The sequence below is a fragment of the Salinivibrio proteolyticus genome (genome assembly GCF_027286365.1).
Lineage (GTDB): Bacteria > Pseudomonadota > Gammaproteobacteria > Enterobacterales > Vibrionaceae > Salinivibrio > Salinivibrio proteolyticus.
The window spans coordinates 1,529,354-1,545,792 of the sequence record NZ_CP114584.1 but is presented as its reverse complement, the minus strand read 5'-3'; the positions used below and the strand labels follow the sequence as shown (position 1 = coordinate 1,545,792).

Here is a 16,439-nt window from a genome sequence, read left to right as displayed (position 1 = left end):
GGACTTTACAGGCGCTTTGACATAATGCAGTGCTGACGGCGAGGTTGGTAATCAAATTGCTCATAAAACAAGCGGGCACCTTTGTTACCAATGTTGACCTCGAGGATCACCGCGACACAGTCATGCTGCTTGGCGGTCGCTTCGACCAAGGGGATCACTTGAGAGCCCACACCTTGGCGCCGCCAGTTTTGTGCGATAAAAAACTGATCAATCACGCCCACGCTGCCACCATTTTCAACGCTAAAGCTGTACACCAAGACCAAGTAGCCAATGGTCTCGCACTCGCCATTATGCTCAACATCAATCAGAAATACAGCCCCACGCTCTGGTTGTGAGAGTAGCGTTTTAAACGCTATTTCTACAGGTTCGCGTTCGAAGGGAAGCGCTTCATGCTCGTGCTGTGCGCGCGACATGGCGATTAGCGTTTCAAAAGCATTAGCGTCCGGCTGGCGAAGAGAAACAATCATAGTGTTACCTTATTTATCACTGATTAGTCGAGAGACGTCAGTATCATACCCAGTCATTAGTTAGGCTCAATCGCCACAACGTGTTGCATTGGCACGATGTGACGGACTCGTCGTCTCGATAAAAAGCCTGGGTGAGGCCTTGCATCTAATTTGTGGATTGGCGATAGCATGAGACAAGTTTATGTCACGGCCGTTCAGTATGCAGGTCAATCCATTGAAACTTGATCTGTGTCTTACTGCCTATGTGACGTATAATCGCCGCAAATACAGGTGTAACGAGCAGTCACATGCGATTAGATAAGTTTTTATGTGAGACCTTAGGGGTGACGCGAAAGCAAGCCGCACGCGTTCTGAAAAGTGAAGCGATTACGGTCAACGGAGAGGTGATCAAATCTGGCGCCGTTAAAGTCAGCGACGATGCTGAGGTTGAGTTTGAAGGCCAGCGACTGATGCTGTCCGGGCCGCGTTACTTTATGATGCACAAACCCGCGGGTGTGGTTTGTTCCCATGAAGATGCGTTCAACCCTACGGTGTTTGTGCTTTTAGAAGAAGTGAATGCGGAGAAACTGCATATCGCTGGCCGATTAGACGCTGATACAACAGGCTTGCTGTTATTAACCGACGATGGACAGTGGTCACACCGCATTACTTCACCCAAGCATAAATGCGATAAAACCTATCGTGTATGGTTAGCGGACCCACTCGCCGATGATGTCGCCGCTCAGTTTGAGCAGGGTGTTATGTTACGCGGTGAAAAAGAAGAGACCTTACCAGCGAAGCTCGAAAAAGTAGATGAGTGTGAGGTGCTGCTGACTATTCAAGAAGGGAAGTATCATCAGGTGAAGCGCATGTTTGCTGCGGTGGGTAACCGTGTTGAGGCATTGCACCGTGAGTCTGTTGGGCCGCTATGTTTGGACGACTCTCTTGAGCCGGGCGAATATCGTCCATTGACCGCTGATGAAGTGGCCATGTTTATCAAATAAAAGCACGCCTTAGGCATTCCGTTACCCGCACAGGGGCGAAAATGGGGTGCCTTTTTCAGGAGTCTGTCAGCCAGACTCCTTTATATTCCCACCGAACACTGTTTTTTGTTGCGAGAGAGACAATCTGAACCCAGATTTCATGCTGGGTGTCGTTGCTTATTGCGCTATGCAATAACAACAAAAAGAAAGACATTCTTTCCCGCACAGAAACAATAAACTGTTACAATTCGATCTACCTCACGTTATTTCCTGTTGCTCTGTCTTTCACGTTAAGGAGTGTTATGTCGCAATCATCGGCTGTCACGGCGTCACCGACACAACTCAGTTGGCTTTTGATTATCATTTTGGGCGCGATCGCGGCGCTGACACCACTTGCCATCGATATGTATTTGCCTGCGATGCCAGCCATTGCTAGCGATTTGGGAGCACCCAATAGTGCGGTGAAGTCAACCCTAGTGGCATATACGGCCGGATTTGCGATTGGCCAGCTCTTTCACGGGCCAATCTCCGACAGCTATGGACGCAAGCCGGTTATGCTTGGCGGGGTGATACTGTTTTTTATCTGCGCTGTCGTCAGTGCGCTCGCCGAAGACATCAACGTATTGATGCTGGCTCGCTCTACCCAAGGCTTTGCGGGAGCCGCGGCTGCAGTGATCATTCAAGCCTTGGTGCGTGATATGTTTGAGCGTGAAGAGTTTGCACGCACCATGTCATTTATCACCTTGGTGATGACCATTGCACCGCTTGCTGCTCCCATGATTGGCGGCTACCTGCTGACGTGGTTCGATTGGCGTGCGATTTTTTGGGTGTTGGCCGGCTGGGCGTGTTTTGTGATGGTCTGTATTGTGGTGAAAATTCCCGAGACCTTACCCAAAAATCATCGGCCGCCGCTACGCATCGGTGCTTCACTGCGTAACTATGCGCGTATGCTGAAAACGCCATTTGCCGTCGGTATGATCTTTTGCTCTGGCTTCTCTTTTGCCGGCATGTTCTCGTTTCTTACTGCTGGCTCGTTTGTTTATATCGACTATTACGGCGTCAGTGCGAAGGCATTTGGTTATCTGTTTGGCCTTAACATTGTTTGTTTGATCATCATGACCTTTTTGAATGGTCGGCTAGTGCGCAAAATGGGCTCTCACTGGATGCTGCGTTTCGGCTTGGCGATTCAGCTGGTTGCCGGTATCGCGATCGCAGTCTGTCAGTGGTTAGACCTTGGTCTTTGGGGAACCGTGATCCCAGTGATGACCTACGTCGGTGTGATCTCTACCATCGGCAGTAACAGCATGGCTTGTTTACTGTCTTGTTATCCCCAAATGGCCGGTACGGCATCGTCGTTGGCAGGGACGATGCGCTTTGGTATTGGCTCGTTAGTCGGGGCTGGGGTAGCGGTCGTCTCTGATGGCACGCCGTGGGGGATGATTGGCGCTATCGCGATTTGTGCGATACTCTCTGCCGCTTTCTATTGGTTACTCGCGCGAAAAGAACCATGAGTTACGTGACCCATATCCAGACGGTAGTGAATACCGCGTTTGCAGACATTGAAGCCGCCATTACGGCGCGAAAACTTGTTGATGCTCCCGCTGCTCGAGAAGCGTTTTTAGGACGTTGGGTGGCACAAGCGGCCAAAAAACAGCGCTTTCATCATAGTGTGAAAGCCGATTTACAACTCTGGGTGCAGCGTGCCCGTAGTGCGGGCACCAAAGCGGCGTTAGAAGCGGAATTTCGTCAAATTCAATCGGTTTATCAAGCTTGGTTCCCGGTGAATGCGCCGGCTAACAACGTGATGCATACCCAGCTATGCCAGCTAATCGATGCGGCAAAATCGGCGCAGTGGATGGTGCATACTGACGCTACCATTGACCGCAAAGTGAGAGTGATCTCGGAGGGGCAGCATTCATTGACAGTGTGTCCCGATGCGACGCAAGCGGCTTTTGACTCAGAGGGCGTATTGGTTAAGCCGTTGAGTGTGTACGTACGAGGTCCAGAAAACACCTTTATTGATTGGGCGCATCAAGCAGGATTAGCTCCGACGAAAGTGACTGCCTATAAGTCAATTGTTAAATACCATGCAGAGTATCTAATTTGGCCGCAAAACCAAGCAGATGGTTTGATGGTGATGCCCGCACAGACAACCCAAAAATAATCGATACAAACCGCCCGTTGGCGGTTTTTTCTTCATATAAAGGCAAGTACACTAAGGCCATTCTCGTTGTTGCGTGGAGTCGCCTGTGTCTGCTTTGTCCCGTCCTTTCTTTGATGCTGTTTTTCTCAAGCGTTTACTGTTAATTGCGATTCCCATTGCGTTGCAAACCATGATGTTTTCCAGCCGCAGCTTGGTGGATATTTTGATGGTGGGGCAGTTGAGTGAAGCTGATGTTGCGGCGATTGGTATCGCTGGTAAAGCGATGTTTGTCTCAACGTTGTTGATTTTTGGCGCGATGACAGGCGGATCCATGCTGGTTGCCCAGTATTGGGGTGCGGGCAATATGCAGGGCTTTCGCGAGAAAATTGCACTCACAGTGACCTTGACCAATGTCACTGCTGCACTCAGTGCACTCATTTTTTGGCTCTACGCAGATTCGATTATTAGTGTTGCCAGCGACAACCCTACTGTCATTGCGTTAGGAAAAGATTATCTACAAATCGCGGGACTGTCGCTCTTTTGCCTAGCGAGTGTGTCAGGGTTAGCTGCTGGCTTGCGCGCCATGCACAAGCCTGGGATCAGCACGTTTTTCAGTGGCGTGGGGATTAGCGTTAACATCCTCTTGAACTGGGTGTTTATTTTTGGCCACTGGGGGGCGCCTCAAATGGGCTCCAAAGGTGCCGCAGTCGCGACCGCATTGAGTGGCATTGTAGAAATGCTGGCTTTATACCTGTACTTGTACCAGCGCCAACATCTTGTTGCCTTTTCGCGCGCGGAATGGGTCTCGTCCCTCACACTGAAAGCCGTCAAGCGCTTCTTGGCATTGTCCTTGCCCACCGCCTTTAACTTTTTAATGTGGTCGTCCGGGTTGTTCGTTTATCACGCGATTATTGGACATGTGAATGAGGCCGGACTTGCCGCCATCGCGGTCATCACGCCGGTTGAATCCTTATCTTTGTCGTTTTTGATCGGCACGGCCAATGCCGCCGCCGTGTTGGTGGGGAATAATCTCGGCGCCAAGCAAACCGAGACTGCGTACCAACAAGCTTGGCAAGTGGGCGTGTTTAATTTTATTGCTGGTGTATTCATTGCGCTGGTGATGTTAGCTATTCAACCTTGGGTGCTAGGGTTTTTCCCTGCCTTGACCGGAGAAACGGCGCAAATCACCGCATACTTCTACTGGGCAATGTGCGCGCTTATCGTGGTAAAAACAATTCCGATGGCAATGATCGTCGGGGTGTTGCGTGCGGGTGGCGACGTGCGTTACTGCTTGGGGCAAGATTTTGTTGCCCAGTGGTTGATCGGTATTCCTGTGGTTCTGGCAGCCGCAGTCGTGTTTGAGTGGCCGGTCTATTGGGTTTATGCCTTATTAGCGACCGAAGAGCTGGTAAAGTGGGTCGGTTCGCTGATCCGTGTTAAATCCGGTGTGTGGCTGAACAATTTGGTTAGCGACAGCAATTGATTTTGTTATCAAATAATAATGGGAAGCTGCCCACAGTTTTTAGCCCTTTTCTCAGCGTGTTAATTGGGGTACATTGCGAATTCGTTCAGACAGTGTGACTTACTTCTCGTTTATCGCTGCTATTTAGACGTTAAAGGGTACGGATTGGCATGTTAGCAATTAAGGCGCTGTGTAAGGGCTATCAGGATGGAAGTGATTTTCATCCCGTGCTGCAAGGTGCCGCTTTGTCTGTTTCTCCCACCCATCAATTGGCCTTGATGGGGGAAAGTGGGTCGGGCAAAAGCACGCTACTTAATCTGATTGCCGGCTTGGACAAAGCCGACAGTGGTGAAATCTGGTTTGATGATAAACCGCTTCATCAAATGAATGAGCGCGCGCGTACCCAATTTCGCCGCCAGAATATTGGCCTTATTTTTCAGCAATTTAACCTACTGCCAACCCTGACCATTGCCGATAACATCCGTTTTTGCCGTCAACTTAAAGGCTTGAAAGACGATGCAGCGCTGTGGCGTCAGATTGTCTCCCAACTTGATTTGATGCCGTTGTTGAATCGTTACCCCGAAGAAGCCTCGGGAGGGCAACAACAGCGCACCGCGATTGCGCGCGCGCTATATATGGAACCCAAGCTGTTATTGGCTGATGAACCAACGGGAAGCCTCGATGAGCGTAATGCGGATGCCGTCATGCGGTTACTTACCACATTAACGCGCCAACAGGAAGCGGGCCTGTTGGTGGTTACGCACAGTGAAACTGTTGCCAATTACTTACAAGGTAGCGTCATGCTGCAAGGGGGCGTGCTCAGTGTTCGGGCCCGTCGCTAATGCGTTATGGGGGCATTATCGCCGCCATCCTTTTCAAATATTACTCGTTTGGCTGGGGCTTACCTTAGGTATCGCCTTGTTGGTGGGCGTATTATCGATCAACCAACACGCGCAAAAAAGCTACCGAGAAGGGGCTAAGCTATTTAGTAATCCCTATCCGTTTAGCATCCATCATACCCAACGCACGCAGCGCGTACCGCAAGCGTTTTATATCGATTTACGTCGGGCGGGATTTACCCAATGTGTGCCGATAGAGCGTTTACAAGTTGTGACGCCGTCACTTGATGATCTCAATCTGATGGGCGTCGATACGATCGCGATGTTACCCATGCTCAGCGAAGGTGATGGCGGTGAGGGCATTTCTCCCGTCGAGGCGATGTCTCCACCTTATCCCGTTTACGTCGGGGAAGCGATGGCGTCGCACAAGGGGTGGCAATCGGGACAAATGATCCCCTTGCTAGATTATCCGGCGATTGGCCCGTTGCGTATTGTCGATAACGATGCGCTAAGTATGGGCACCTACTTAGTGGCGGATATGGCGCTATTGCGTGCCTTGTCTCCTCATGCCGGCATTAGTGAAGTCTTGTGTGGCGCACTGAGTCAGGCCGAGCGCGAGCAGATCCGCCAATTATTACCCCCCGCTTTAACACTTGCGAAAACCCAAACCACCCAGTTAGGACCACTTACCAACGCATTTCACCTCAATTTATTGGCGATGGGATTGCTCGCGTTCGTGGTGGGGCTGTTTATTTTCTATCAAGCTATTTCTCTTTCAATGACCCAACGTCAGCCACTGGTCGGCGGCTTACGGCAATTAGGCGTAGACGGTCGGCAGTTGTCACTAGTGATGGCGATTGAGTTAGTCGGCTGGGTCATACTGGGTGTGATCAGCGGGAATGTGCTTGGGTTATTGCTGGCTAAACAACTGCTTCCTGCGGTCGCCACGACATTGTCTGACCTATATGGTGCCGAAGTTGACTTGATCATGCACTGGCAATGGCAGTGGGGATTATACAGTGTACTGTTAGCCTTGCTAGGTGCTGCAATGGCGTCGGCTTGGCCACTCATCCGCTTAATAAAAACGCCTTCGGGTCGCTTATCGCAGCGGATGACGTTATTACGTGGAACTCGCCGTGAGTTTTCGGTACAAGCGGTATTGGCGTTGTTGCTTGCGGTAGCCGCGTGGGGTGTGTCGTATTGGCCTAGTAGCCAGTGGCAAGGCTTTACGTTAATTGCGCTAACCATGCTAAGTGCCGCGTTGGTCTTACCCTATTTGTGTGGCGGCTTATTTCATCTATTGGCGCAATGGCACCAAGGCGCACGTTGGCGTTGGTTTTTTACTGATGCGGCGGCCAGTTTAAGTTATCGCGGTGTGGCAGCAATGGCCTTTATGTTGGCGGTGTCGGCACATATTGGCATGGAAACCATGGTGGGCAGCTTTCGTGCCAGCACCGAAACATGGCTACAGCAGCGACTCGCGGCGGATGTGTATGTTCGTCCTAGTAATGAGCTATTGCCCCGCATGGAATCTTGGCTGGTTAAGCAAGACAATGTCTCTCAGTTTTGGACAACGTACCGTCGTGAGCTTGATGCGCCGCAAGGCCGACTAGAAGTCCTTTCGGTTGGAAATCGTCCCCTTGAGAAACAAGCATTGGCAATCAAGAACGCCCAACCGGATTACTGGTCGCAGCTCCATCAGCAACGAGCCGTATTACTCAGCGAGTCGCTGGCTGCAAAATTCGGTGTGGAAGCGGGTGAAATAGTGAACTTACCCGCCCCGATGGGAGAGCGATGGCAAGTTGCGGGTGTCTATTATGATTACGGGAACCCCTACGGTCAGCTAGTGGTTTCTGCGCGCGGTGACGTAGGAGGCTGGTTAACTGCTGGCAGGCCATCGATGGCGGTTGTCCTCGATCAAGGCGTTGAAAGCGACCTGTTTATTGCCCAGATTCGTCGGACATTCTCACTCAGTAACGGCCAAGTTCAAAACCAAGCCGATATCATGCAGTACGCGATGCGCATTTTCGACCGTACGTTTACGGTGACCGAAAGTCTGTGTGTATTGATGCTGATTGTTGCCATCAGTGGTCTGTTTTTCTCTACGTTGGCCACCGAATTATCTCGCCAGCGTCAGTACAGTTTGTTGCGTTGTTTAGGTTCGTCAGGGCGCGAGTTGATTGCGCTCGGAGGCGGGCAGTTGGTGATCCTCGGGGTTGCCAGCGCTGTGATCGCAATTCCGTTAGGGCTACTGCTGGCGGGGATGCTAATCCATGTGGTGCTCAAAGCTTCCTTTGGTTGGACGATGACCATGAGCTTTTTCCCGCTCACCTATGCCACCACTATCGGGCTATCAATGCTTGCATTAATGGTGGCTGGTGCTTGGCCCGTCTATCGCATGATGAAGCGTACTGCGGCCGTCTCTTTGCGTGACGCGCAGTAGCGGCAGGAGAGTTAAGGAGTTAGTGAAATGAAACTAAGTCGCAAACTGTTTGGCTCCATGCTGGTGATGATTGTAGCCATCGCGCTGGGAAGTCTGATTTGGTGGGGACGCCAGCCTACGCCCCAAAGCAGCGCATCGACAGGCTTTGATGTGTTTGCCCAGCAGTCTGGTTTTCAAGCTGTGACCCCCGATTATCATCCCGAATACCCGAAAGATATGGCTGCCCATCCGGGCTTTGCCACGGAGTGGTGGTATTTAACCGCCACACTGGAAGATAGCCAAGGCCAAACCTACGGCGTGCAATGGACTCTGTTTCGCCGCGCGATTCGAGCCGAGCAGGCGCTTGGCTGGGCAAGCCCACAACTCTATATGGCACATGTCGCGATAACACGCGCTGATCAGCAGTGGGAAGCGGAACGGTTTGCTCGCGGTGGCATTGGTCAAGCTGGCGTGACGTTGTCACCATTTCAGGCGTGGCTGGATGATTGGCAATGGCAAGGTCAAGCCGATCCTTTTCCGGCGACAGTTGAAGCACAATTTGAGGCACAGAATACCGAGGTGGGTTTTGCTCTGCAGGTTGAAGACAGTGGTCTGAGAGTGAAGCAGGGCGAGCAGGGGTATAGCATTCGTCATGAAAGTGCACCGTCGGCCTCTTATTATTTCTCGGTGCCACAATTACGCATTACAGGCACCTTGACGCTCGACGGTAAGTCTTTTTCTGTGACAGGGAAAGGGTGGTTTGATAAAGAATGGTCGAGCGGTGCCATGGCCGACGACCAATCCGGATGGGATTGGTTTGGTTTGAATCTCGACGATGGGCGCGCGCTGATGGTGACTCAGATCCGCGGTCCAAAGCCCTTTGTATTCGGCTCTTTGACCTCGGCCGATGGCAAGGTGCGATCACTTGATAAACATGCAATACGCATGGTGCCGGTCAATCACGCCACACTTTCCGATAAACGGACACTGCCCGTCGGTTGGCAAATACGCATTCCCGATGAAGGGATCAACGTGACCACGCAGCCTCTAAACCCAGATAGTTGGATGGCGCTAAGCATCCCGTACTGGGAAGGGCCCGTGCGTGTCGAAGGGAGCGTGAGCGGCCGTGGCTTTATGGAAGCCACGGGTTACTGAGCATGATTAGTTTAAACCGACCCAAGCTTGGGTTTGATGCGGGCGCCAAATCGGTTGACGATCGACGGTGATCACGCCGGGTTGGTTGTCGCCTTCAGCAGCTGAAATAGCGAGGCTTAACGCGGCATCGCTAATCGCATCAAACTGTTGTGGAAGCGACTGCACCCCAAAGGGTAAAAAGTCCAAGATGCGACTGTCCCCGAATGTGGCAAAGTATAAGGCGGTCGGCGCAATGCCTGTTTGCCGGATTGCATCCAATACACCCTCACATAGGGTAAATGAGGTAGTAAGCAAGGCATCGGGTAAATCGCCAGCGTCTATCCATTCAGTCATTAATCGTTGACCTTCGCTGCGGCTAAAGGCGTTGCCATAGCGCACTTGTCCGTCCACATTGCCGACCTTCAATGCGTTACGAAAGCCTTTTTCACGCTCTTGCGAGATGGCTAAAGAGGGGACGGCACCAATTAATCCCGCCTGATACACATCGCGAGGCGCAATAAGTGTCTCGGTTAATTGATACGCACCTTTGGCATCATCACTCAGTACATTGGCGAACTGGGTCGCGTCTAGTTGTCGGTCGATAGCCACCACAGGTGTGCCTTTTCGCTGCACATCAGGATAGAAAGCATTGTCCGCTGGCAAACACGAAGCGACGATCAACGCATCAATCTTTCGAGAAATCAATGTAGTGGCAACGGTTTGCTCGCGCTGAGGATCATCATCCGAGCCGGTGATAATCACTTGGTAGCCTTGGTCATGGGCTTTGCGCTCTAGCAATTTGGCCAAGAGGGCATAACTGCTGTTGGCAAGATCAGGAACCACCAATCCGAGGGTGCGTGTTGTTCCTGCCCGTAGGGCGGTTGCGGCACGGTTGGGTTGATAGTTATGTTGGTCAACAACCGCCATCACCCGTTCCCGGGTCTTAGCACTGATCCGATAACGATCGGCTTTTCCGTTAATCACGTAGCTGGCCGTGGTGCGTGACACGCCGGCAAGGCGTGCTATCTCATCGAGCTTCATAGAAAGGATCCAGTATCAGGCCAATCGTTATTGATGGCTTTGTGAATGCGATCAAAGTTTGCACACATCCGATCGAGATTATGTTTGCATTATATGCTAAAACGATTCAGCCTTAAAGCTGAAAGGTTTCAGCTGTTCTGTATGACACTACTTTTATCACATATTTGCCAAAGACAGGACGGCAAAGCGTTAGACCGGATTCAACGTTGCGATAAATAGACCCGAAGGCAACACGCTTGAGGTCTGACTGCAACCAAAAGCTGAAACGATTCAGCTTGGCGTGAGTTGAGTGATACGAACCATCTCGCGTCTTCAAGGATTGAACAGAATGTGGGTCGATGATGCAGGCATCCGTCTGGCTCACCTTCTACGATTTACAATGCAGTTGCTGCGATGCGGTGATTGTAATGAGCCCAATATATTGCGTGCGCAAGGCGCACAAACGAAGAGGATTAACCTCATGCTCGCACTAACAGCACAAGATATCTATTTACAGCAGTCTGCCGCCTCGAAAGAAGAGGCGATCAAAGCTATGGCCATGCGACTGATTGACAAAGGATTGGTCGAGCCCGGTTATCAAGCGGGTATGTTGGCGCGAGAAGCGCAAACGAGCACCTATTTAGGCAATGGTATTGCGATCCCGCATGGCACTACAGATACCCGTGATCAAGTGAAACAAACGGGCGTGCAAGTGTGTCACTTCCCACAGGGCGTAGACTGGGGAGACGGTGAAACCGCTTATCTTGCCATCGGTATTGCGGCGAAGTCAGATGAGCACTTGACAATCCTACGCCAATTGACCCACGTGCTATCACAAGACGGTATTGAAGCGCAGTTGAAACGTATTGAGAGCGCAGACGCTATATTGGCACTCCTCAATGGGGACACGAAGGACAATAATCAGGGTTTTACGTTTACCCCAGATATGATTTTAAGTGGTTTCCCAGCGCGAGATATCACCACACTGCAAGCAGCTAGCGCGGGACTTTTGAAAAATAGCGGATGCCTAGATACCTCAGGCGTTAGTCATCTGATTGCCGCAGCGCCTGTTCATTTGGGCGAGGGGCATTGGGTGTTGGGCATTGCAAATGGCGTGTCTCACACTGGGGTGTCGTTAGTCATGCCTTCTGAGCCATTGAATATGGGTGAGCATGTCGCCCATGCTTTGTGGTGTTTTGCGGCGAAGAATGACGCGCATATGGCCCTGCTCGCCAAGCTGACCCAACTCAAAGCAGAGGGTAAATTGAACAGCCTTATCAACCAATCACCTGACGCGCTTGTGTCGGCGGTTATGCATCCGGATGCCGCTGACGTAGAGACTGTGCAGCCACCAGCATCAGCGGCAAATATTGAGGGTGAATCTGGGCTATTTACCATTACCAATGCACATGGCCTACATGCGCGACCTGGTGCCATGTTGGTGAACACCGCTAAAAAATTCAGCGCGGATATTCAAGTGGCCAATGCTTCTACCCAATCGGCTGCCGTCAACGCGAAGAGCTTGATGAAAGTCATTGCCCTGGGAGTAAAGCATGGCCATCAGCTTCAGTTTACCGCCCAAGGGAGTGATGCGCAGGAGGCGATAGCCGCCTTGGGTGAAGCTATTCGTCAAGGTTTAGGAGAACACGCATGAGTGCAATCTTAACCGTGACCTTTAATCCTGCTCTCGATATGACGGGAGCGCTTGGTATCTTGCAAGCTGGCGATGTCAACTTAGTGCAAAAGTACAACCTACATCCTGCAGGAAAAGGCGTGAATGTGGCGCGGGTGTTGGCTGATTTGGGCGCTCAAGTGACGGTGTCTGGCTTTTTGGGTGAGGAAAATCAAGATCCTTTTGCGCACTTATTTGTTGAGCATGGTATTTGCGATCGCTTTTTACGCGTACCGGGCGTGAGTCGAACAAATGTCAAACTGGTGGAAAAAGACGGTCGCGTCACGGATCTCAACTTCCCGGGAATGGCAGTAGAAGGACGCGATATTGAGGCGCTCACGCATACCTTATTGGAATTAGCTGATGGGCATGACTGGATTGTACTGGCCGGTAGCTTACCGCCAGGCGTCAATGCTGATCAGCTCAGTGACTGGGTTCAGGCTCTCACCGAGGCCGGAAAGCAGGTGGTTGTAGATACCAGCCAACATGCGCTGCGTGCTGCGGTGTCCGCCAAGCCTTGGCTTGTGAAACCCAATGAAGCTGAGCTTGCTCAGTGCTTGAACGCGCCAATCAGTAATGAACTCGATACCTTGTTAGCGCGTGGTGAACAGCTATTCCAACAAGGGATTGCCAATGTGGTGATTTCTCGTGGTGTAGATGGTGTGTTGTGGCGCAACCATCAAGGTTGGCTGCAGGCCGTTGCACCTGCGCAAGAGGTCGTCAGTACCGTTGGTGCGGGAGATTCACTGGTTGCCGGTTTGGTATGGGGATGCCAAGCCGGTGAAGAAAAAGCGACGGTACTTCGTCGAGCGGTCGCGCTATCTGCGCTGGCGGTTACCCAAGTGAGTGTCGGTGTCTCTGATCTCGACCGTGTTTATCAAATGATAGAAAAAATTAGCGTGTCACCGGTCACTATGTCCGCACACGCCGAATAAACAATCCAAGAGTGGGGTAAAAGGTATGAAACTGGTCATTGTGACGGCGTGCCCAAGTGGCGTCGCTAACACAGTTATCGCAGCAGGATTGCTTGAAAAAGCAGTCGGTGAGCGAGGCTGGCAAGCAACCATCGAATGTCAATCGAGCATTAAGGCGCCAACACCGGTCTCGTCTGAAGCGATTGCTGACGCGGAGCGTATTTTGCTCGTCGGTTCACCGGCGCAGACGGCACGTTTTAACGGTAAGCCGGTTTATCAGGCATCATTAAGTGATGTGATGGACAATGCGCAAGCGGTTCTCGATGCGGTGTCATCTCACGCTGAGGTTTATCAAGCGTCAGAGGAGCCTGAGGCGAATCAATCCATGCGTATTGTCGGCATCACCGCATGTCCGACCGGGGTTGCCCACACGTTTATGGCGGCTGAGGCGATCGAAGAGGCCGCCAAAGCGAAAGGCTACAGCGTTAAAATTGAAACACGGGGCTCGGTGGGGGCAAAAAATGCGCTGACTGACCAAGAAATCGCTGATGCGGATGTGGTGTTTATTGCCGCAGACATTGAGGTTGATTTAAGTCGCTTTGATGGGAAGCGATTATATCGAACCAGCACAGGCGTCGCGTTGAAAAAAGCCGCTCAAAGCCTTGATGATGCGGTCGCCAATGCTGAGGTCTACCACGCTGCTAAAAAGCACACCAACGGACAAGCGACTGCTAGCCAAGGTGAGCGGACGGGGGTGTATAAACACTTGATGACTGGGGTGTCGCACATGTTGCCACTCGTGGTCGCGGGCGGTTTGGCCATTGCACTGTCATTTGTGTTCGGCATTGAAGCATTTAAAGAAGAAGGCACATTGGCTGCCGCATTAATGCAAATTGGCGGTGGCAGTGCGTTTGCCCTGATGGTGCCTGTCCTCGCCGGTTTTATTGCCTTTTCTATCGCGGATCGTCCCGGTCTTGCTCCCGGCCTTATTGGCGGTATGCTCGCAGCCTCAACCGGCGCAGGGTTTCTTGGCGGGATTCTGGCGGGCTTTATCGCCGGTTACAGTGCCAAGTTTGTTGCTGATAAAGTGCAACTGCCTGCAACCATGGAAGCCCTCAAGCCTATTTTAGTGATCCCATTGGTGGCAAGCTTATTCACGGGCTTGGTCATGATCTATGTGGTGGGTGGCCCTGTTTCGGTGGCGATGGATAGCTTAACCACCTTCTTGCAAGGAATGAACTCAACCAACGCAGTGATCTTGGGTGTAATACTGGGTGCGATGATGTGCTTCGACTTGGGTGGTCCAGTGAACAAAGCCGCATACACCTTTGGTGTGGGTTTGATCGACAGTGGTACCTACATGCCAATGGCAGCGATCATGGCCGCAGGTATGGTGCCGGCGCTGGGTATGGGACTGGCAACATTTCTGGCGAAACGTAAGTTTAACGATGCTGAGCAAGAAGCGGGTAAAGCCTCGTTTGTGCTGGGGCTGTGCTTTATCTCTGAGGGGGCGATCCCTTTCGCGGCTAAAGACCCAATGCGAGTTATTCCGGCGTGTATTGCTGGGGGCGCATTGACTGGTGCAATTTCGATGCTGATTGGCGCAAAATTAATGGCGCCTCATGGTGGATTATTTGTCCTGCTTATTCCCAATGCAATCACCCCCGTGTTTATGTACTTGGCTGCCATTGCCGCGGGTACGTTAGTCACAGGGATTGTTTACGCGTTGATCAAACCTGTCAGTCAGCCATCGCCGCTGACGGCTGCAAAGCAGTCATAGTTTGCTCTCTGCTTAGCAAAAAAGGCCCATTCGGGCCTTTTTTTATGCTCTACACCTGATTACAGGCTTGCGGGTTCAGGGACCAATGGATAGCGAACGCCCATCATTTTCTCCATGCAATGAACCACTTGGCAGCTATAGCCAAATTCATTGTCGTACCAGATATACAGGACGCAACGGTTTCCATCCGCGATAGTTGCTTGGCTATCAACCACACCCGCAAAGCGAGAACCGATTAGATCGCTAGAAACCAGCTCAGTAGATTGGGTAAAGTCGATTTGGCCGGATAGCGGCGAATACAAGGCAACATCTTGAAGGTAAGCATTGATCTCATCTTTGCTTGTTGCGTTATCCAAATTCAAATTGGCAATTGCCATCGAAACGTTTGGGGTAGGAACGCGTACAGAATTCCCCGTGAGCTTACCTTTTAACGCAGGCAACGCTTTCGCGACCGCACTGGCGGCACCGGTCGAGGTGAGCACCATATTCAAGGATGCTGAGCGACCACGGCGATCCCCTTTGTGATAGTTATCAATCAGGTGTTGGTCGTTGGTGAATGAGTGCACCGTCTCGATATGGCCACCATCAATGCCAAATTTGTCGTGCATGGCTTTAAGCACTGGCGTGATCGCATTGGTGGTACAGCTGGCCGCTGAGATAATCTTATCATCGTCGTGGATAACGTTATCGTTGACGCCGAATACCACGTTTTTGATATCGCCTTTGCCCGGTGCGGTGAGCAAGACCTTTTGGGCGCCCTTGCTTTTCAGGTGTTGGCTCAACCCTTCTTCGTCGCGCCACATTCCCGTGTTGTCGACCACTAATGCATTGTGAATGCCGTACTGGGTATAATCCACATCCGCTGGACTATTGGCGTAGATCACCTGAATAAAGTTGCCATTTGCGATTAACGCACTGCGGTCTTCATCAACGGTGATACTGCCGTTGAATGGGCCATGAACCGAGTCACGACGTAATAAACTGGCACGTTTTTCTAGATCGCCTTCGCGCCCACCACGCACAACAATAGCGCGTAAACGTAATGGATAGCCGGGACCGCTTTTCTCCACCAACAGTCGTGCTAACAAACGCCCAATGCGGCCAAAGCCATATAAAACGACATCTTTAGGCTCAACACTGTTGCCCGTTCCCACTAAATGGCCTAATTGACTGTGGAGAAAATCAGCGATGCCGTCTTGGTTGTCATGAGATTGCCAGTACGTCCAAGCCAGTTGGCCGACATCGATTTTACTTGGCGCGAGATCCATTTCCGCCATCACTTCAATCAAAGGCAAGGTTTGACTGGGTGCTAAGGTGCCTCCGGTGTAACGGCGTGCGACTCGGTGCGCTTTGATAATATCAATGGTACTGGCGTTGATCAGTTGACGGCCAAACAGTTGGATTTCGACCCCTTTTTGGCGATAAAGCTGGCTGAGCAGCGGATACATGGTTTCAGAGTGGTTTTGGCTAGTTTGCCAATCGAGTAGGTAATGTTCTGGACTCATGAATCGACCTTTTTTCACGAATGATAATGGAGTGGGCAGGGTGCCCAGTAGGGTTTTGACTGATCTTTTGCCAGCCTTATGATTTTGTGGCGCAGTCTATACGATGCAGAATTATTCAC

13 protein-coding genes are annotated in these 16,439 nt (G+C 51.4%); 10 read left to right on the top strand and 3 right to left on the bottom strand.

Annotated elements, in window-relative coordinates; translation table 11 throughout:
• Window positions 1–5: 5 nt before the first annotated feature.
• A complete protein-coding gene (locus tag N7E60_RS07365) occupies window positions 6–467 on the bottom strand; it encodes a GNAT family N-acetyltransferase (protein ID WP_077457057.1) in 462 nt (153 codons plus the stop codon).
• A gap of 287 nt (window positions 468–754) precedes the next feature.
• Here N7E60_RS07365 and rsuA point away from each other — a divergent pair, with 287 nt between their 5' ends.
• From rsuA to N7E60_RS07330, 7 genes are all read left to right on the top strand, one after another.
• Window positions 755–1,450, top strand: a complete 696-nt coding sequence (gene rsuA, locus N7E60_RS07360; protein ID WP_096628474.1) for a 16S rRNA pseudouridine(516) synthase RsuA — start codon at window positions 755–757, stop codon at window positions 1,448–1,450.
• Between the two features lie 257 nt (window positions 1,451–1,707).
• Window positions 1,708–2,940, top strand: coding sequence for a Bcr/CflA family multidrug efflux MFS transporter (locus N7E60_RS07355; protein ID WP_240531941.1), 1,233 nt, complete (start codon window positions 1,708–1,710; stop codon window positions 2,938–2,940).
• The gene (locus tag N7E60_RS07350) at window positions 2,937–3,593 is read left to right on the top strand and encodes a DUF2913 family protein (protein WP_269596957.1); all 657 of its coding nucleotides are present in this window, start codon (window positions 2,937–2,939) and stop codon (window positions 3,591–3,593) included. The genes N7E60_RS07355 and N7E60_RS07350 overlap by 4 nt, the downstream gene beginning before the upstream one ends.
• Before the next feature lie 85 nt (window positions 3,594–3,678).
• Window positions 3,679–5,055, top strand: a complete 1,377-nt coding sequence (locus N7E60_RS07345) for an MATE family efflux transporter (protein ID WP_240531883.1) — start codon at window positions 3,679–3,681, stop codon at window positions 5,053–5,055.
• Between the two features lie 149 nt (window positions 5,056–5,204).
• Window positions 5,205–5,876 (top strand): ABC transporter ATP-binding protein, encoded by a 672-nt coding sequence (locus N7E60_RS07340; protein WP_077661959.1) that lies wholly within the window; start codon window positions 5,205–5,207, stop codon window positions 5,874–5,876.
• Window positions 5,857–8,316 carry an ABC transporter permease gene (locus tag N7E60_RS07335; protein WP_269596953.1) on the top strand — a complete coding sequence of 820 codons (2,460 nt, stop codon included), beginning with the start codon at window positions 5,857–5,859 and terminating at the stop codon, window positions 8,314–8,316. The genes N7E60_RS07340 and N7E60_RS07335 overlap by 20 nt, the downstream gene beginning before the upstream one ends.
• 27 nt (window positions 8,317–8,343) lie before the next feature.
• A complete protein-coding gene (locus N7E60_RS07330; protein ID WP_269596951.1) occupies window positions 8,344–9,450 on the top strand; it encodes a lipocalin-like domain-containing protein in 1,107 nt (368 codons plus the stop codon).
• Window positions 9,451–9,456: 6 nt separating this feature from the next.
• On the opposite strand, the gene cra is transcribed toward N7E60_RS07330, so the two are convergent.
• Entirely contained in the window at window positions 9,457–10,470 is a 1,014-nt protein-coding gene (gene cra, locus N7E60_RS07325) for a catabolite repressor/activator (RefSeq protein ID WP_269596948.1), read from the bottom strand.
• Window positions 10,471–10,930: 460 nt separating this feature from the next.
• Here cra and fruB point away from each other — a divergent pair, with 460 nt between their 5' ends.
• The 3 genes from fruB to fruA are packed head-to-tail and all read left to right on the top strand — an operon-like array spanning window position 10,931 to window position 14,815.
• A complete protein-coding gene (fruB, locus tag N7E60_RS07320; protein ID WP_096631387.1) occupies window positions 10,931–12,103 on the top strand; it encodes a fused PTS fructose transporter subunit IIA/HPr protein in 1,173 nt (390 codons plus the stop codon).
• Window positions 12,100–13,056: a 1-phosphofructokinase gene (pfkB, locus tag N7E60_RS07315; RefSeq protein ID WP_269596945.1), complete on the top strand. Its 957-nt coding sequence runs from the start codon at window positions 12,100–12,102 to the stop codon at window positions 13,054–13,056. The genes fruB and pfkB overlap by 4 nt, the downstream gene beginning before the upstream one ends.
• A 25-nt stretch (window positions 13,057–13,081) precedes the next feature.
• The gene (fruA, locus tag N7E60_RS07310) at window positions 13,082–14,815 is read left to right on the top strand and encodes a PTS fructose transporter subunit IIBC (protein WP_269596943.1); all 1,734 of its coding nucleotides are present in this window, start codon (window positions 13,082–13,084) and stop codon (window positions 14,813–14,815) included.
• 59 nt (window positions 14,816–14,874) lie between these two features.
• Here the strand turns inward: fruA and N7E60_RS07305 are convergent, their stop codons facing one another.
• Complete coding sequence (locus N7E60_RS07305; RefSeq protein WP_269596942.1) at window positions 14,875–16,320, bottom strand: glyceraldehyde-3-phosphate dehydrogenase; 1,446 nt, start codon at window positions 16,318–16,320, stop codon at window positions 14,875–14,877.
• Window positions 16,321–16,439: the final 119 nt, after the last annotated feature.